Below are 18,522 nucleotides of genomic sequence, written 5' to 3'. Positions count from 1 at the left end.
ATGTATACCAGAACCACAAAAAGGACTTGTTGCTCAATAGCCTGCTACCCGCCATTTCAGGTTTCGGATCTTCCACCCAAAATGTAGGTGAGCTTGAAAACAGGGGGTTAGAACTTGCCTTAAATACCGTAAATATCAGGTCTTCCAATTTCACCTGGAACACGAACTTCAATATCAGCATGAATCGGAACAAAGTGCTGGCCTTGAGCTCCACAGGTTCCAGAATAAGTAACTCGGCCTACCAGATAACGGAAGTAGGGCATCCTATTTCAAGCTTCTTTATGCTGCATGCCATCGGGGTGTTCCAAAACCAGGCGGAGGTAGATGCCCTGCCCAAGCAACACCCCAACGTGCAGCCCGGCGATTTAAAGTTTGAGGATGTGAACGGCGATGGTGTGATAACAGATGCTGACAGAACCATTGTAGGAAACCCATGGCCAAAATACACTTTCGGTTTCACGAATAACCTTACCTTTAAAAACCTGACCCTGAGTACGACCATTGTGGGTACGCAAGGAAACCAGGTTTATTTCCAGGGAGGAGAGATCGTACTGAACAGTGCAGGTGTGCAGAACCAGTTGGCCCTGGTGGCCAACCGCTGGAAATCGGAGCAGGAACCGGGAGACGGGATAGTACCCCGAGCCATCCGGAACGACTACGCCAGAGGCCTCAGCTCCAATTCCAGGTATCTGTTCGATGGCTCTTTTGTGAGAATCAGGAACATCAACCTGTCTTACAGGCTGCCCGACAACCTGCTGCAGAGACTGCGGATTCCTGCGCTCACAGTGTTCGGAGATGTGGCGAATGTGTACACCTTTACCGATTACCCGGGCTACGATCCCGAATCAAGCTCAACCGGCGACAATGTGGCGGCCAGTGGGATAGATTATTTTTCGTACCCGCTCCCCAGGATTTTCACACTAGGCTTAAGAGTAACGCTTCAATAAGTTAGTTTAACCTACAGCAACAAAGCCATGAAAAATAAAGCGATCATTATACTGTTCCTGATAGTTGCCTTAACTTCCTGCAAGGATTTTTTAGACCTGCAACCGGAAGCGCAGATAAACGACCAGAATTTCTTTAAGACCGAAAACGACTTCGAAAAAGCCATGATAGGTGTTTACGGAACCTTCCGGGACGTGTACAACACCGATATCTTCTACATAGCTGAACTGGTGTCGGATAATGCGGAGATTTCTATTTCATCTTCCTCCATTACAGAAGTGGAGTTTGATGAAATGAATCTAACACCGGCCAATACCATTGTTCAATCAGTGTGGGACCGACTACTTTATACTGTTTCCCGCTGCAATGTTATTATCAATCGCCTGGAAGGTGCTGACATTAATGAGGCTACCAGGAACAAGATACTGGGAGAGGCAAAATTTATGCGTGCTTACGCCAATTTTATCATGGTGCAGGCTTTTGGGTCTGCCCCCATCAGCCAGGTGGAGTTCCGCAGCCCTGAGCAGATAAAGGCAACGGACTTAACGTTAAAGCCAAAAGAAGAAGTCTATGGTAAGATTATAGAGGACTTGGTAAGTGCAGAAACCCTGCTGCCTGCTGAAGTTAACCCCAACAAAGGGCATGCCTCCCGCGGATCAGTTAAAACTTTGTTGGGGAAAGTATATCTGACCCAGCAGCGCCACGACCTGGCCGCCTCCAAACTGAAAGAAGTAATAGACGCACGCCAGTACACCCTGGCGGAAAATTACAGAAGCATGTTTGTGAAAGGAAACGAAAATCTTCCCGAATCTATTTTTGAGCTGAAGTTTATTTCGGGCGCGAACTTAGGAAATAGCTATTCGGTACAGTTTACACCGGCCTCTACGGGGCTATTGGCCAATAATCAGCAGGGCTCTGGCCGCATAACCCCAACCCTGAGCCTGATGAATGCCTATGAAGCAGACGACAGCAGGAGAGAAGCCTCCGTAGGCGACTCCATTACCTCCAACCTGACCGGAGCAACCGAATACAGCCGCCATGGCCTTAAGTTTGTGGACCTGACCGCTGTAAACCCAAGAGATGGTGCCGTTAATTTCTTAGTCCTGCGCTACGCCGATGTATTGCTGATGTATGCAGAAGCGCTAAATGAGCAGGGGAGCCCGGAATCCGCACAGCAATATGTGAACGAAGTGCGCCGTCGGGCCGGTTTGCAAAGTTTGGAAGGCTTGTCTCAGCCGGAGATGCGGGAGGTGATAATGCAGGAGAGAAGAGTAGAGCTGGCGTACGAAGCGCACCGATGGTTCGACCTGGTAAGAACTGGCAGGGCACAAGAGGTGGTTAATGCCTACTATGCCGGAAAGGGCCTCAACTTTTCTATAGCCCCGCACGAGCTTATCCTGCCTATTCCCAGAAGAGAAATTGAAATAAATCCTGCCATTAAGCAAAATACAGGTTATTAATTAAGAAAGGCACGCGTTGTCTATAACAGAATGGACAAACTATTATGGAAAATCTAATGATCCGTAACCAAGTGCTCCACCATATGGATTTGGAAAAAGGTTTCATGCTGAAAAATCTGCCAGAGAACCTATCTTCCATCATTTCTAATAATTAATTTGAAGCACACCAGTGCCTTATTGCCGATACTGATTTCCTTTTAATTACTGCTTATAACGCTATAACAAAAAATGAATTTTAAGCTTAAACACCGGCTTTGGCTACTCCTGGGGCTTTTAGCCTACAGTTGCACCAGTTCCAAAACCACACCACCACCTCCGCTTCCTGCTCCAACTGCTGCCCAGTCTGCCCCCTTGCCACTGGTAGACACTAGCCTGAGGGGGGAACCGTTTCAGAACATTACGCTGGAGACATCTCTGAAGCCTTTCAAGCAAAACGATGAGGCCTACATCCGGAGGGTGGCGGCAGAGATGTTTACGCAATGGAGCTCTTTGTTACGGCACGCCGATACCATTTCGGTGATGCTCTGGACCTCTGATGGCTCCGAAATTCTGGATTACAACGGCAGCCTGGAGCAGCCGCTGGAGTGGGCAAAATACATTGGTAACCCGAATACCGAACATGAGGTAGGCGTAGGCCCCAAAGAGCTGTCGCTGCATGAGCGGGCTTACCTGTACATGGAAAACCCGCCCAACTTTACTTACCAGGACCTGAAGTTTATTGTGCGGACCTTAAAGGAAACAGGTGAAGCCCTTACGGGTAAGCCTATCCGCATAGGAGCTACTTTTGATCCGGGGCCGGAATTTGCCAAGTCAGATTTTAAGTACGAAAAACACCCTGAGATTCTGGAAGGTAGCGCTATGGGCCACAAATCTTTTGTATTCAGCTACGCCACTTTAAAAGCTGACCAGGATTCTTACGCAGGCTTTCCGAACGGAATACCGGACAATACGCCTTTTGGCACTTTTTTTGGTCGCCAGAGCCAGCATTTCCTCAAAGACCTGGATTTCGACTACATCTGGTTCAGCAACGGTTTTGGGTTTGGCATGGAGCCCTGGGCCTCTACCGGCACTATTTTTACAGGCGAAGGCTTTAACGAAGAAAATCTGACAGACACCAAAGACAAGATCATCAATTTCTGGACCCTTTTCCGGGAGGAATGCCCTGATTTCAGGATCGAGACGCGGGGCACCAACCTGGCTACGGGCATCGACCTGGCCAAAGATGGCGTAGACCTGAAGGCGATTTACGAGGGTGGCTATAATATTCTGCCGCCACCTAACTCGCCCTGGGCCGCGCTGGACGGAGATTTTGGACTGGAGATGGTGGGGTACATGTCACGCATTGCGCAGCTGCCCGACAACCGCTACATTTTCCGCTACTATACCCACGACCCCTGGTGGCTGAACAGCCCCTGGCTCGACCGGTATGGCCGTGAACCACACGACATCTACCTGCCAATGTCAGTGGCCATGATTAACCAGCAGGGTGAGATAAAGCTGCCCACGCACCTCAATTTCCTGACCATCGACGACTCCTTTGGCAATATGCCGACACAGGTGCCCAACGAAGTAACCCCGCACATTCTGAAAGCCCGCTACGACAGCCCGACTGCGCCGGGGCCGCTGGTTTGGGTGTATCCTTTTGAAGAATATCATAGCTGGGCTTACAATGAACAAGACCGGCTGGCAGAAATATATTATGGCGACTGGTTTATCCGGCAGGCCATCAACAATGGTTTTCCGCTTAACACCATTATCTCTACCAAATACTTCGGGTCTGCCCTGCAGCACAAGCCGGACATGTTCGATGCCTCTGTGCTGGTGACCATTGTGCCGGAAGCAGGCTCCGACTTCGAAAAAAGCTTGATCGATTATGTAAAAAACGGCGGTAAGGTGATGGTGTACGGGCCTGCGGACCATGCCAGCCCGGCTTTTGCAGCCTTAATGAACCTGCAGAACACTTCTGCACTGGAAGGAGAGTTTACATTGGCAGACAGCTACAGCAAAGACCGGCTGACAAAAGCAGCACCTGCCGTTATACAGCATGCCGCTCTCTTTTCCGGCGGAGGCCTAAAAACTCAGATCAGAGAACTGAAAGACCCGAACACTAAGGTAAAGGTGAAGATGACGCAGGGCAAAAACACCCGCGACGTGCTATGGGTAAGGGCGCAGCCAGACTGGAAAGGCGGCAAAATAGTGTATGTGAGAGGCACCAATTCCAGCCACTACGAAGGGGGACGACTCCTGAAACCAAATGATCCGGAAAAATATGCGGTGGGCCCGGCCTATCTAAGGCATGCCCTGCAGGAGTTTGGCCTCGAGTACATCGTCGATAAATACGACCCGGCCGTAAAGAGCCCTGTTCTAAGCATTTCGCGCAGCAACAACGGGTATTTCTTGTCTGGATATGTTCCCAACACCTCTGTAAAGCATCGCTTTAAATTTCCGCAGGGAGCACCGGTACTCAATGGTTACGACACGGAGCTGCAGAACGGATATGCTACTTATTTTTTCCCGACTGCCTGGAACAGAGAGGCCCGGGTGTTTGTGGAGCAGAACGAAGGCATTGTATCGTGCAAGGAAATGCACTCCGGTGAACTGGGCATCAGCAGAAGGCTTCAGATATCAGGACTTCAGAACGCTACGGTTCGCGTTTACCCCGATGAGCAGATTACAGACGACGGTATTCATTTTTACGTGAACGCCACCTACCCCTGGAAAAAAGGAAAGATTCCTGCCCAGAAAGGGGAGAAGGAATTCGGGAAAAGTTATGTAGTGAAAAATGTGACCGGAAATCTGGTGGTTTCCTGGTAAATGGCTGTCTGTTGAAAATGAGAAAAACGAACCTGATTGTATTAGCCTTGCTGTTAGCTTTTTCGGCACAGTGCCAGAGCCTGAAAAGCGCAGGCAGTTCTGTTTATTTAAGCGAGGTACAGCAAGAGCTGAAAACGGTATTCCCGAATAACAGGAGAATCAACCTGGTGTTTCATGGTCATTCGGTACCGTCGGGGTACTGGAGCCGGCAGGAGGTGCATACGCTGGAGTCGTACCCGCACCTTTTGTTAAGCAAGCTGAAGCAGGAGTACCCGCATGCGGTTATCAATGTCATTATTACGGCCATAGGAGGGGAGTATGCCGAAAAGGGCCAGCCCCGCCTTGCCACCGACGTGCTACCACACAAACCTGATGTGCTGTTTATAGACTATGCGCTTAACGACATGGGGCCTGGCCTGGAGAGGTCGAAGGTGGCCTGGGAGAAAATGATAGAGGAGGCACTCCGGCACAACATAAAAGTGATTCTAGTAACGCCTTCGCCGGATCAGCGGCAGGATCTGAAAAACCCGGACAATAAGCTGGCCCAGCATGCCAAACAGATCCGGGCTCTGGCGGCCAAATATAAAGTTGGCCTGGCCGATCCGTACGCGGAGTTTGAGAAGATCGCAAAAACCGAAGGAACTGTGGAGCCCTACATGTCGCATGTGAACCACCCGAACCAGCGCGGCCATACGGTTATTGCAGAAGAACTGCTGAAATGGTTTAAATGATCTTCTTTGAAGAACACTTAAACCATTTCAGTCTACCGTACCTGAAAAATTTTCTGTCAGGTTCTGGAGGAATTATACTAATGAAACTAGCCCTCCAGTGGTTACTCCTTCTGCTGATGCTGCTGCTAAAGCTCGAGAAGATAGTTATGTTGTACCCGGTACAGGCCTATAAAATCTTTCACGGGTAAAACTGATCAGCAGCAGGGGCAGCAACACTATCCGGAGGCCCTGTTTAATTAGAATAATTGCAAAATCCGGACCTCTGCCGCTTGGCAAGCTGACCGGACAAAACTTAAATCTATTATCTTTTAATATGAAAATATCAAAATACCCACTGCTCGTTTGCTTTATCACCCAGTGCTTCTTTGCCGGATCAGGCATGGCCCAGTCGGCCATGAATAATTCTTCTGCCATGCCGCCAACCAAACCGGCCCCGCAGCTCGGCCAGAATCCTTTACAGGAGGTGATAGATGCCATGAGCATAGAAGAAAAGTCGCTGATGGTAACCGGGGCCAAAAGACGGGAGGTGGTGCCTGTAGCCACACCCGGGCGGAAACAAAAAAACATTGCGGCAGTAGGAGGCTACACCTATCCGTTTGTGCGCCTGGGCATTCCGGCCATTTACCTCTCTGACGGACCTGCCGGTTTGCGGATTGCTCCCCGGAGAGACAACGACCCGAACTCCTACTACTGCACCGCTTTTCCGGTGGCATCGCTGGTGGCTTCGAGCTGGGACCTGAAACTGGCTGAGCGTGTTGGCAGCGCTATGGGGCACGAGGCGCTGGAGTACGGCGTGGACATTCTGCTTGCCCCGGCGCTGAATATTCACCGGGATCCGCTTGGAGGCCGAAGCTTCGAATATTATTCCGAAGACCCGCTTATCTCCGGTAAAATGACAGCAGCAGCCGTTAAGGGCATTCAATCACAGGGAGTGGGCACTTCCATTAAGCACTTCGCCGCCAATAACCAGGAAACCAGCCGCCGCTTTATCAACACCATTGTAAGCGAGCGGGCGCTGCGCGAAATCTACCTGCAGGGCTTTAAAATTGCGGTAGAGGAAGCTGATCCCTGGACGGTGATGTCGTCCTACAACAAGATCAATGGCGTGTATACCTCCGAAAGCGGGGAACTGCTGGAGACGATTCTGCGCAAGGAATGGGGCTTTAACGGCTTTGTATTGAGCGACTGGTATGGTGGCGAAGACGCCCTGAAGCAGATGCAGGCAGGCAATGATTTGCTGATGCCGGGCCTGGCGGTGTGGTCGAACAAAATAGACAGCGCTGCCCGTAACGGCGCCCTCGATATGAAAGTGCTGGACCATAACATTGGGCGTATCCTGAAGGTGGCCATGCAGACCCCGACGTATAAGAACTACCCGTACTCCGATAAGCCCAACCTGGAGCAAAATGCCCAGCTGGCCCGCGAAGCTGCGGCACAGTCGGTGGTGTTGCTGAAAAATGAGCAGGAGACGCTGCCAATAGCAAATAGCAACCAGAAAATTGCCGCTTTCGGAAACTACTCTTATAAAATGATAGTGGGTGGCACCGGCAGTGGCATGGTAAACAACAAATACAGTGTTTCGCTGACCGAAGGGCTCCAGAAGGCAGGCTACCAGCTCGACAAAGAACTGCAAGCCAGCTACCAGGAATACCTGAAGAAAGGCCGCCCGCGCAACATGAAAGCCGACAGCCTGATCACTGCCATGCCCAAACTGGACAGCATCCTGGGAGAGCAGGCCATTGACGAAAACCTGATCCGAAGAAAGGCACAGGAAGCAGACATGGCGGTGGTAACGCTGATGCGCGTGTTTGGTGAGGGAGGCGACAGGAAGCTGGACAACGATTATTACCTGTCGGCTGAGGAGAAAAAGCTGTTGAAGTCTGTTTCGGAGGCGTTTCGGGCAAAAGGCAAAAAAGTGGTGGTTGTGCTCAACATTGGTGGTGTAATCGAAGTAGCCAGCTGGCGCGACCAGGCTGACGCTATCCTGCTGGCCTGGCAGCCTGGTCAGGAGGGAGGTCATGTCCTGGCCGACCTGATGAGCGGGAAAGTGAACCCATCCGGCAAATTGGCCACCACCTTCCCTATAACGTACCAGGATTCCCCGTCAGCCAAAAACTTTCCGGGCACACCGGCTGGCAAACCTGAAAAAGTGGTGTACGAAGAAGGAATTTACGTCGGCTACCGCTACTACGATGCTTTCAAGGTAAACCCTGCCTATGAGTTTGGCTATGGCCTGTCTTATACCAATTTCGAGTACGGCAAATTAAACCTCAGCGCAGGTAAGTTCAAAGACCAGCTGACGGTAACGCTGGAAGTGAAGAACACTGGTAAAGTAGCTGGCCGGGAAGTAGTGCAGCTGTACCTCAGCGCTCCTGCCAAAACCATGGACAAGCCAGAGAAAGAGCTGAAAGGTTTTGCCAAAACCGGGCTGTTGCAACCAGGTCAGTCAGAGACCATAACCTTTACTTTGGATGCCCGCGCGCTTTCCTCTTTCGATACCAGAAAAACAGCCTGGGTGGCAGAAGCCGGCAAGTACACCGTAAAAGTAGGCGCTTCGTCCAGGAACATCAGGCAGACAGCTGCTTTTAAATTGCCTAAAAGTCTGGTAACCGAGCAGGTAAACAAAGTGCTGGTACCGGAGGTAGCCATCAGCGAACTCAAGGCAAAGCGATAAAACAGCAGCAGCAGCAGAGGGAGTAAGCGCCGGAGGCCCATTTCTATTAGCATAATTTCTCCAAAGCCCCAGTCAGCTTGCCTGGCAGCACTACTTATTACTGGATCTTTATTTAGCATACACTAACTATTACCTATATGATACTTCATGTTAAAATACTGCAGGCTTTTGCTTGCCTGGTGTTGCTCTTAGGTGGCAGCCTAGCAGCTTATGCCCAAAAACACCCCGAAGCCAAACTGGGCTGGGAACTGGGAGCGCAGGCCTATACGTTTAAGAACTTTACCTTTTATGAAGCGCTAAGCAAGATCGACAGCTGTGGCCTGAAATATGTGGAAGCTTACCCGGGGCAGCCGCTGGGCGGTGGCCTGGAAGGCAAGATGGACATTCGGATGGAGGCCGAGAAAAGGCAACAGCTCCTAGCCATGCTGAAGAAGAAAGGAATTAAAATGAAGGCATTCGGTGTGGTTTCGCCGGGCAATGCAGAAGACTGGCGGCAACTGTTTATATTCGCAAAAGCCATGGGCATAGAGACCATTACCTCCGAACCGAAGCTGGAGGACCTGCCGTTGGTATCGCAGCTTTGCGATGAATTTAAAATCAAGGTAGCCATTCATAATCACCCTACACCGTCGCGCTACTGGAACCCTGCTATTGTAGAGGATGCCCTGAAGGGCCAAAGCAAGCGAATGGGTGTGTGCGCCGATATCGGTCATTGGACCCGCTCCGGGATCGATCCTGTTGCCAGCCTGAAGCAGTTAGAAGGCCGGATCTTTCATTTGCATGTAAAGGATTTGCATGAGCAGGACCTGAAAGGGCACGATGTACACTGGGGGCAGGGCGTTACCAACATAGCAGGCGTTATCGGGGAGTTAAAAAGGCAGAAATTCAAGGGCATGCTCTCTGCCGAGTACGAATATAACTGGAACCATAACACACCGGATGTTAAACAAAGTGTGACATATTTCAGAAGTGTGGTTAGCAAAAAATAAGAACGAAATTAGCAGAAAGAAGATTTTATGGACAGACGTTCGGTAATTAAAAACCTGGTTTTATTTTCGGGTGCGGTCGTATTGCTGCCATCCTGCATCACGGAAGAGAAGAAAGCCTCTATTCGCTTAGAAAACCTGGCGGTGTCGGAAGGGCAGGAGAGGGTGCTGGCAGAGGTAGCCGAAACTATACTGCCGGCCACCGACACAGCGGGAGCCAAAGAATTAGGGCTGCACCTGTTTGTGCTGAAAATGCTCGACGATTGCCACAATAAACAAGACCAGAAAGCTTTTATGACCGGACTTGCGCAGTTCGAAGAAATGGTGAAAAAACAATATGGTTCCGCCTTTCCAGATTGCAGCCTGGAGCAGCGGCAGGAGGCGATCGCCGCTCTGAACAATAAGAAGGCACCCCAGGACGTGCTTACCTTCTACAGCATCATGAAAAACGAAACCATCAAAGGATATCTGAATTCAGAATTGGTGATGACGAAACTGCGTGTGTATGAACTCATTCCGGGCAGATACGATGGTTATTATCCTGTAAGTAAAACATTAGTTAGTTAGGCCATGGCAAATTTAAATTTAAAAAGCGTAGAGCAGCGCACCTTCGATGCCATCGTGATTGGCTCCGGCATTAGTGGCGGGTGGGCGGCCAAGGAACTGACAGAAAAAGGACTGAAAACCCTGGTGCTGGAGCGGGGGCGCGACGTAAAGCATCCGGTAGATTACCCTACCACCAACAAAATGCCCTATGAGTTTGAGCACAGGCTGGAGGTGCCTCTTGCCATAAAAGAGAACGAGCCGATCGTGAGCCGATGCTATGCCTTCCGGGAAGACTCTATGCACTTTTTTGTAAAAGACTCGGAGCAGCCTTACGTGCAGGAAAAGCCTTTTGACTGGATTCGTGGTTACCAGGTAGGAGGCAAGTCGCTGCTCTGGGCCAGGCAGACCCAACGCTGGAGCGATTTCGATTTTGAAGGCCCTGCCCGCGATGGTTTTGCCGTAGACTGGCCCATCAGGTACAAAGACATTGCGCCCTGGTACAGTTACGTAGAAAAATTTGCCGGTATTTCCGGAAACACTGACGGTCTGGCTGAACTGCCCGACGGTGATTTTCTGCCCGCTTACCCGCTCAATAGTGTAGAGGCCTATTTTAAGGAACAGTTAAAGACCCAGTACGGAAACCGCCATGTGATCAGCGCCCGCTGCGCGCATCTTTCCAAACCGAACCCGATCCACCTGGAGCAGGGCAGGGCGCAGTGCCAGAACCGCACCTTGTGCCAGCGCGGCTGCCCCTTTGGCGGCTATTTTAGCAGCAACTCGTCCACCTTACCCTGGGCTGCCCGAACTGGCCATCTTACGCTGCACCCGTTTGCCGTAGTAGATTCTATTATCTATGATGAAAAGGCAGGCAAGGCCACAGGTGTGCGGGTAATAGATGCCAACACCCGGGAGGTGACGGAATTCTACGCACAGATTATTTTTGTCAACGCTTCAGCGGTCAATACCAACCAAATCTTGCTGAACTCTACATCCGATCGTTTCCCGGAAGGTTTAGGAAATGATAGTGGGCTGCTGGGTAAGTATTTTGCGTTTCATAACTACAGGGCCAGAATAACGGCGGAGTATGAAGGACTGCTGGAATATACCACAGATGGCCGCAACCCGGCGGCGGGTGGTTACATCCCGAGGTTCAGAAACCTGCACAGACAGGAAACCAATTTCCTGAGAGGATATGCTGGCGCCCTGAATGCCAGGCGTTACGAAGTGGAAGACCGCTCCGGCTTTGGTGCCTCTTTAAAAAAGCAGCTCCTGAACCCCAAATGGAGCAACTGGAAAATCGGTTCGCACATGATGGGAGAAACCATTCCGAAAGAAGAAAGCCAGGTAAGCCTGAGCAAATCCAGGACCGACAAATGGGGTGTTCCGCTGGTGAACATAGCCTTGGACTATGACGAGAACGACCGCAACATGATGGCCGACTACCATGAGCAGTTTACGGAAATGTTCACGAAGGTAGGTTTTTCTAATATCAAGACAATAGACACCGGCCAGGCACCCGGACTGGATATTCATGAAATGGGCGGCGTGCGTATGGGCCACGATCCAAAAACGTCGTTACTCAACAAATATAACCAATTGCACGCCTGCAAAAATGTGTTCGTGACAGATGGCGCCTGCATGACTTCCACCTCCACCCAGAATCCATCCTTAACTTATATGGCCCTGACAGCACGGGCAGCAGATTTCGCAGTAAGTGAGTTGAAAAAGAGAAACCTGTAGTGGATGCAAACCTAAATCAAATCAGTAGCATCAGTAGCATCAGGAGCAGCAGAACTCTATTGAAAGCATTTTTTTATTCAGGGTTTCTGCACCAAAAATGAATATTTTAGTATTAGCGCGATTTTTGGGTGTTTTCTCCCTTTCCAAATTTAGGGAGGTACTCAGGCGTCCTGTTGTGAATTACGTGCCAACCTACATCGGTTCGGGAAACATTTTCTGGAGTTGCAGTTGAGTAATACCAAATAGTAAAAAGAACGTTCCGTATCTTCTGTTTGTTTATCTCCTATGGGAAAAGCACTCACTATAGAGATAAAGGAGAGCCCGGAGGAGCTTTTGCGGTTAAGCCGCAAGCAGAAGCACCCGCTGGCCCAGGCCCGTCTGCGTGCTTTTTACTTGTGCCAGAGCGGGCAGGCCGGCAGCTGCGAGCAGCTAAGTGAGCAGCTAGGCTATGAGCGCCATGCGGTGGGCCGGTGGCTGCGGCTCTACCGGGAGCGGGGGCTGGCCGCGTGCCTGGAAGTGGCCACCACGGGCCGTCCTCGCGGCTCGGTGATAGGGGGCAGGGCCTTGGAGGAGCTGCAGGCAAAGCTATCGGATGCCGGCCATTACTTCACCTCCTACAAGCAGATACAGCGCTGGCTCAAGCAGGAGCACGGCATTGGGCTGAGCTATGAGCACGTGCACCGCTTTGTCCGCTACCGCCTGGGGGCCAAGCTCAAGGTGGTCCGCAGGAGCAACCTGAGGAAGGACGCGGCCTACGAGGAGAAGTTTAAAAAAAACTGAGCCTGCTGCTGCTCTCCTGCTCAGGCGCCACTACGCCCCTGCCGCCAGGGCCGGAAAGGTGACGGGCTGGAAGGTGTACTTCCAGGACGAGAGTTGCTTCGGCCTGCTGACCGTGCTGCGCAGGGCCATCACCCTGCCGGGCGTCAAGCCGGTGGGGGCTTTCCAGCACCGCTTCCCCTACCGCTACTGCTACAGTTTGGTGGACCCGCTGGAGGGGGACCTCTTCTTTGTCACGGCCCCGCAGGTGAACACGCTCTACTTCGAGTACCTGCTCTCAGAGTTCTCCCGCCATGAGCCTCAGACCATGAAGTTCGTCTTCCTGGACAGGGCAGGCTACCACAGGGCAAAGCAGCTACAGGTGCCGGAGAATATCCGCCTGGTCTTCCTGCCCTCCTCCAACCCGGAGCTCAACCCGGTGGAGCGGTTCTGGGAAGACATGAAGGACAGGGTGGCCTTCCACAACTTCAAGGACGAGCAGGAGCTCGAAGAGTGGATTGCCAGCACGGTCAGGGAGTACTCCAAAGAGCAGGTAGCCTCCCTTACCGGATACCCTTACATAAAAAGGGCTGTCAGGGAGGCTACTCAAAATATGGAATGACCTTTTTACTATTTGGTATTATACAAGCGCTACCTGACTGACCTTAGGTTACGATAATCTGTTTTATATTCTCCGCATACCATGCTGCCTTTGCAACAGCTGGTGTTCTGGCTGAGCATTGCCAGGCAGGAGCCTTGAAGGGCTCAGCAGTAGCATTGTTTTTCAAATAATCTGAAGAAGCCCGGAAAATATAAATTCAATATTCATCATAACAACTACTAAAAAGGCTGTGGAAATGTGGTAAAGTCCCTTTGGGAGCTTTTCCATATTTCCACAGCCTCTTTTCTGTGTCTTTCATGCCTTATGTTTAAACCTTCTTAGGCTCCGTCCAGCTCGTCCATCCGTCGCAGGAGCCGCTCTTTCATCAGGTCGAGCAGTTTGGTGCGGCTGTCTTTCTTGCGCTGGCGCATCTCCTGGAAGGTGCGGTAGACGTTGCCCAGTTTCACCTGGAACAGGTGCTCCAGCCGCTCCACGATCTCCATCACGCCGGTGGTGCCGCCGTTGATCTGCCCGGACTCGCACAGGGCGTAGGCCAGCTCGATCAGGTGCACCTTGCAGCCGGTCCAGGATAAGCTGCTTTTTGCAGCGGATTGTAAATTATCCGGGATTTTTCCCCCTTCCAGTAACATCAGCGATTTTACCAGAAAATCCCGCAGGCGCTCGTTCGCCTGGAAGCAGGCGACGAGGTAGTCGTAGTGGGTGGTGAAGCGCGTATCGGTGTCCATGGGGGACATGCTGAGGTTGGAGACGCTGTAATATAGGGGAAAATCACAATTCCCGCGCACGAAGTACTTCGAGTCCAGGAAGGTGGCGCCGGAGTAGAAGTACTGGTAGAACTGGGTGTGGTCATCAAAGAAGTGGCGGATGAGCTGGAGCTCGTTCTCGTAATACCTCCGGAGGTCCCGGAGGTTGCCCAGCGGAAGCCTGAGCTCGAGCAGGGCCAGCCGGGAGTGGTAGATCAGCAGGCTGGTGAACCTGGGCTTGATGTGCCTGAAGAACTTGATCTCCTCCTGCTCCTCGGGGAAGGAGTGGTTGACAACCAGTTTCTTAAGCTCCTGGATGGCTTCGTTTAGGATCCTTAGGTTTGTTTCATGGCGTTGTGCCGGGGTGCCGGCGGGAGCGGCCTCTACCTCCCGCGGCTTTTCCACCAGCTGGTCATAGAGTTTTTCGGCTTGTTGTATCATAACAATGGTTTCATTCTGTTACAGGTGTCACATATGGCTATGATGAATGGGGTTGCGTGCCCCTGCCTCAGAGCCTTGAAATGAAAACAGCTCCCAGGTGACAGAGTATTTTATTATTCATATTTTACTTTTTGTGTCCGGGAAGAATTTCAGCACTGTTGTTCTTCCTGTTGTCAGGTATGGCCAGGGTGCTGGTACATACTTCAATATAAGGCTTTCAAGTGTGAAAAAAATGGAATAAATGCTGATTTGGTAACATGCAAAAAGTTGCCTATATAAGGCTGCCCGTCGACTTGGCGTGCTCGTCTAACATTGCATTTGATGGCGTGCTTTCACAGGCTTTGCAGTCATGGTGAAAGCGAAGTTCTGGTAGGGGAGCCTGTGGTTGTCAACCCGGTGAAGGCGTTGAGGCCAGGACCAGCTGCACCTCCTGTTTTATCCGCACATAGTTCTCGTGTATCGCTGTTGCATCCACCTCCCGGATGAGGGGAACAGGCACATAGGCTTGCTCCTCCCGGGCGATGGCTTTATGGTCGTTGAGGATCTCAGCGTGGAAGGCCTTCAGTGCTATCCGGCACTGCGGGTCGTCGGCCACCATGCCCACGAACTCACCCGAGGAGAGCGAGGCGATGGTGGCGGGGGGGACGGCGGCGTCCAGCTGGGTGGAGCGGCTCACGGAGGTGTCGCTGCTGTTGATCGACACGCTCTCCCGCTGCTGCAGGATCTTGCCGAAGCGCTCGGATAGCTGCTTGGCTGTCTCCCCGGTCACCTGCCCGCTGATGACGTTGCCCACGATGTTCATCACCACCTCGGCCTGCTCCCTTCCATAGTCCTTTTTGAGCTGGCTGTAGTCCTGCACGCCCAGGGTGGTGGCCACCCTGTTGGAGCGGGCCGTGGCGATGAGGCTGTCGATGCCGTTGAAGTAGATGGTGGGGAACTCGTCGAAGACCAAGCTGCTCTTGAGCCTGCCCTTCTGGTTGACCAGCTTGATCGTGCGGGAGACGTAGAGGGAGAGCACCGCCCCGTAGACCTGCTGCTTGAGCGGGTTATTGCCCAGGCAGACGAGCTTGGGGGCCTGCGGGTTGTTGAGGTCCAGCGTGAAGTCGTTGCCCGAGAGCACGTAGTAGAGCTGGGGGGAGACGAGCCGGGCCATGCTGATCTTGGCGCTGGCGATCTGCCCCTCGAGCTGGTCGACGGCCTCCTGCTCGAAGGCGGAGACGAAGGGGTTGATGAGCACCTCGATCTCGGGCTCCGTCCGGAGCAGGGAGAAGAGCTGCCCGTAGGGCGCCTCCATGAGCTCGATGACGTGCGGCAAGGTGCAGTAGCGGCCGCCCCGGTATTTTTTCAGAAACCAGATGATGGCCGTGACAAAGTTGATGGGGGACTCGACGAAGAAGTCCCCCTGCTTTTTGATCCACTCCCGGTTGAGCCCCAGCATGATGGTGCGGGAGGCCTCGGTGGCGTCGGTGATGTCGTTCATGGTGTCCGGGTCGAGCGGGTTGCAGCGGTGGGTGCGGGAGAGGTCGTCGAAGTTGATGACGTAGAAGCTGGGCTTGACCGGGTACTTGTCCTGGTGGCGGAGCAGGGTGTTGTAGGCGATGCGGGTCAGGTCGTCGTACTTGAAGTCGTAGAGGAAGAGGGCAAAGCCTTTGCGGATGTGCTGCGTGATGACGTGGCGGATGACGAAGTAGGACTTGCCGGCCCCAGGCGTGCCGATCACCAGCAGCGCCCGGAAGGGGTTGACGACGTTGATCCAGCTGCTGCGCGTCCTGCCCCGGAGCTGGTACCGGGCCGGCAGGTTGATGGAGTACTCGTTCTCCAGCAGGCGCTCCTCCTGCGGGAAGGACTCGTTGAGGCGGTTGAAGATGTCCCCGTCCAGCTGCAGCTTGATCAGCCGCGAGAGGAGTGTGCCACCGGCCAGGATAAGCAGGTAACCTATTGCCGTGGTGCCTATGTAGAATGGTGCGGCTAAGGTGGCTTCTGCAAAGGTAGTAAGTAGAAATACGGTGCTCACCCAGTAGAGTAGCAGTCCCAGGAGCAGGTAGCTGAGGATGGTGCTTTGTTTGATGTGCTCGTCTTTTTTTCCCTTGGCGCCCAGCAGCGAGATGCATAGCAGGAGCAGGGCCGCGGCCTTCGGCATCAGCAGGCCCTGGAAGAGCGGCAGCCGCTGGGTGTGGAGCAGCATGCGGTCTACGACAGGAGCGGTCAGCTCCCAAGCTGCAAAGGCGGCATGGCAGGCGATGTAGAAATGCAGCAGCAGGATCACCAGGCTCAGCAGCCTGGTGAAGTCGATGATCTGGCGCAGGGCCTGTGTGTTTTCTCCGGTGTTCACTTTCTTTAGTTAAGCGTTAAAAGTTTAGAGCTATGAGTTAAAAGTTCAGGGTTCCGCTAGAGCCGGGGTCTTCGGCGTCGCTTCTTTCTCTTCCGGCGGAGTGCCTCGGGCAGGTAGCCCTGTTGCTCTGCTTTCAGGAGCGTGTCCAGCAGTCCCACCGCCTCCGGTTGTTGCGGATGGACTGTTCCCTGCGCGTGCTGCCTTGGCTGCGAGAAGGACATCGTAACTGTGTGCTGCGGCGGTCCTTCCTGTTTTGTCTGTTCAACCTCATCCCGCTGTTCCACGCGCTGGCGGAAGCGCTCGGTGAGGGCTTTGGCGCTGTAGGCTTTGCCCAGCTCGCTGCCGTTGAAGACGGCCCGGTGCCGGTGGTCGATATAGGTCACGCCATAGGGGAGGCCCTGGCTGTTCTCCCGGAAAAGCACCTGGATCTCCTGCTTTTTCAACCGCTTTATAAAACTGTCCCTGCTGCTGGTGGGATGGCTGCGGAAGGCTTTGTCAATGCTGCTCCGCAGGGCGAGCTGGTAAGGTCGCCGGCTCAGTTTGTTCTGCTCGAACTGCTTTTCCAAGAAGGCCAGGGTGGGCTTGCTGGGGAGGGCGCTGGCTTTGAGGGGCACGCCCTGCTTCTCGCCTCTGTCATTGACGATGCTGTAGACCAGCCCCTTCTTCTGGTGCATCTGCGTGCGCTCGCCTCCCCGGTCTGCCGTCACGCCGAAGTGGCGCAGCACGGCGTTGAGCTCTGCCAGGCTGGTGTAGTTGTAGTGGCGGGTAACGCTCGTGACGATATGGGCGATGCTGCGCTTTGTCTCCGACTTTCCGTATACCGCCTTCTCTAGCTGGAGCGGCTCCAGGGGGAGTTCTTCTCCTTTTTTCATCTTTTCGGCCTGCACCAGCCCGTACTCCAGCTCGATCTCCTTGCGGGCGGGCTCGGAGCGGAGCCTGCCGATGTTGTGGAGGTCGATGCGGCTGCCGTCGGGGCGGATGTTGGTGGTGACGATGTGCAGGTGCGGGTGGGCCGCGTCGTGGTGGCGGTAGACCAGGTAAGGCTGCTCCCCGAAGCCGATCCTGTCCATGTAGCGGATGGCGATGGCCTGCAGCCGCTCCGGCTCCAGCTTCTCGCCGGGGTCGAAGTTGAGGGAGATGTGGAGCGTGTTGGTCCTCACCTGCGGGCTTTTCTCCAGCAGCCGCTCGAAGCGCTGCAGCTTGTCCCGGAACGAGAGCTCCTCTGGCTCCAGCAGGAAGCGGCTGGCGAAGAGGAGCTCCGCCTTTCCCTCCCGCACCTTGTGCTCGTTGTAGTTGAGGGCGCCCTGGATGCTTTTACCGGTGATGATCTTGGCTACCATTTTTTAGCGAGTTGGGAGATGAGCGAGAGGAGCAGGCTGACCTTGGCCTCCACCTTCCGGTACTGCTCCAGGGCCTGGTGGGCCAGCAGCACCCGCTTATTGGCATTGGTGGTGCCGTTGAAGTGGCGGGTGACCTGGTTGATGTTGAGGCCGATGGCCCGCAACTCGGCACGTACGGCCGCCAGCTCCTCCACCACACCATCCATCGAGCTGTCCTTGTGGAACAGCCTGATGGGCTGCCGCGCCAGGATACGCCGGATCACCTCCCCGAGGGAGTGACAGTCGCTCTGGCGGCGGAGGGCCTCCAGCCGCCTGTACTCCTGCTCCATGAGCCGGAGGGCGACGGGGCGGGAGAGGAGCTGCGCGGGCTGTGGGTGCTTCTTTCTGGGCAT

General features: G+C 53.3%; 13 protein-coding genes and 1 pseudogene. 10 read left to right on the top strand and 4 right to left on the bottom strand.

Annotated elements, in window-relative coordinates; all coding sequences use genetic code 11:
* The 10 genes and pseudogenes from FVR03_RS12360 to FVR03_RS12315 all read left to right on the top strand — a co-directional run.
* Positions 1-947: pseudogene (locus FVR03_RS12360) on the top strand (SusC/RagA family TonB-linked outer membrane protein); the annotation flags it as partial.
* Between the two features lie 27 nt (positions 948-974).
* Positions 975-2,405: a RagB/SusD family nutrient uptake outer membrane protein gene (locus tag FVR03_RS12355; RefSeq protein WP_147922063.1), complete on the top strand. Its 1,431-nt coding sequence runs from the start codon at positions 975-977 to the stop codon at positions 2,403-2,405.
* A 228-nt stretch (positions 2,406-2,633) separates the two neighbouring features.
* Positions 2,634-5,219, top strand: a complete 2,586-nt coding sequence (locus tag FVR03_RS12350; protein WP_187270147.1) for a hypothetical protein — start codon at positions 2,634-2,636, stop codon at positions 5,217-5,219.
* Positions 5,220-5,236: 17 nt separating this feature from the next.
* Positions 5,237-5,950 (top strand): SGNH/GDSL hydrolase family protein, encoded by a 714-nt coding sequence (locus FVR03_RS12345; protein ID WP_147922062.1) that lies wholly within the window; start codon positions 5,237-5,239, stop codon positions 5,948-5,950.
* Positions 5,951-6,263: 313 nt separating this feature from the next.
* Positions 6,264-8,624 carry a glycoside hydrolase family 3 C-terminal domain-containing protein gene (locus FVR03_RS12340; protein ID WP_255474195.1) on the top strand — a complete coding sequence of 787 codons (2,361 nt, stop codon included), beginning with the start codon at positions 6,264-6,266 and terminating at the stop codon, positions 8,622-8,624.
* A gap of 137 nt (positions 8,625-8,761) precedes the next feature.
* Entirely contained in the window at positions 8,762-9,613 is an 852-nt protein-coding gene (locus tag FVR03_RS12335) for a sugar phosphate isomerase/epimerase family protein (RefSeq protein WP_147922061.1), read from the top strand.
* 27 nt (positions 9,614-9,640) lie between these two features.
* The gene (locus FVR03_RS12330) at positions 9,641-10,177 is read left to right on the top strand and encodes a gluconate 2-dehydrogenase subunit 3 family protein (protein WP_147922060.1); all 537 of its coding nucleotides are present in this window, start codon (positions 9,641-9,643) and stop codon (positions 10,175-10,177) included.
* A gap of 3 nt (positions 10,178-10,180) precedes the next feature.
* Positions 10,181-11,896, top strand: coding sequence for a GMC oxidoreductase (locus tag FVR03_RS12325; protein WP_147922059.1), 1,716 nt, complete (start codon positions 10,181-10,183; stop codon positions 11,894-11,896).
* 285 nt (positions 11,897-12,181) lie between these two features.
* A complete protein-coding gene (locus FVR03_RS12320) occupies positions 12,182-12,676 on the top strand; it encodes a helix-turn-helix domain-containing protein (RefSeq protein WP_147922058.1) in 495 nt (164 codons plus the stop codon).
* Between the two features lie 16 nt (positions 12,677-12,692).
* On the top strand, positions 12,693-13,274 hold the full coding sequence (locus tag FVR03_RS12315) for an IS630 family transposase (protein ID WP_147922057.1): 582 nt from the start codon (positions 12,693-12,695) through the stop codon (positions 13,272-13,274).
* 317 nt (positions 13,275-13,591) lie between these two features.
* Here the strand turns inward: FVR03_RS12315 and FVR03_RS12310 are convergent, their stop codons facing one another.
* The 4 genes from FVR03_RS12310 to FVR03_RS12295 form a co-directional block, all read right to left on the bottom strand.
* Positions 13,592-14,458, bottom strand: a complete 867-nt coding sequence (locus FVR03_RS12310) for an RteC domain-containing protein (RefSeq protein WP_147922056.1) — start codon at positions 14,456-14,458, stop codon at positions 13,592-13,594.
* A 388-nt stretch (positions 14,459-14,846) separates the two neighbouring features.
* Positions 14,847-16,790 (bottom strand): conjugal transfer protein MobC, encoded by a 1,944-nt coding sequence (gene mobC / locus FVR03_RS12305; RefSeq protein ID WP_147922055.1) that lies wholly within the window; start codon positions 16,788-16,790, stop codon positions 14,847-14,849.
* 56 nt (positions 16,791-16,846) lie between these two features.
* On the bottom strand, positions 16,847-18,130 hold the full coding sequence (locus FVR03_RS12300; protein WP_147922054.1) for a relaxase/mobilization nuclease domain-containing protein: 1,284 nt from the start codon (positions 18,128-18,130) through the stop codon (positions 16,847-16,849).
* The gene (locus FVR03_RS12295; RefSeq protein ID WP_147922053.1) at positions 18,124-18,522 is read right to left on the bottom strand and encodes a plasmid mobilization protein; all 399 of its coding nucleotides are present in this window, start codon (positions 18,520-18,522) and stop codon (positions 18,124-18,126) included. Before FVR03_RS12295 ends, FVR03_RS12300 begins: the two co-directional genes overlap by 7 nt.

The organism is Pontibacter qinzhouensis (assembly GCF_008017455.1).
GTDB lineage: Bacteria > Bacteroidota > Bacteroidia > Cytophagales > Hymenobacteraceae > Pontibacter > Pontibacter qinzhouensis.
This window is presented reverse-complemented; position numbering and strand designations above follow the sequence as displayed.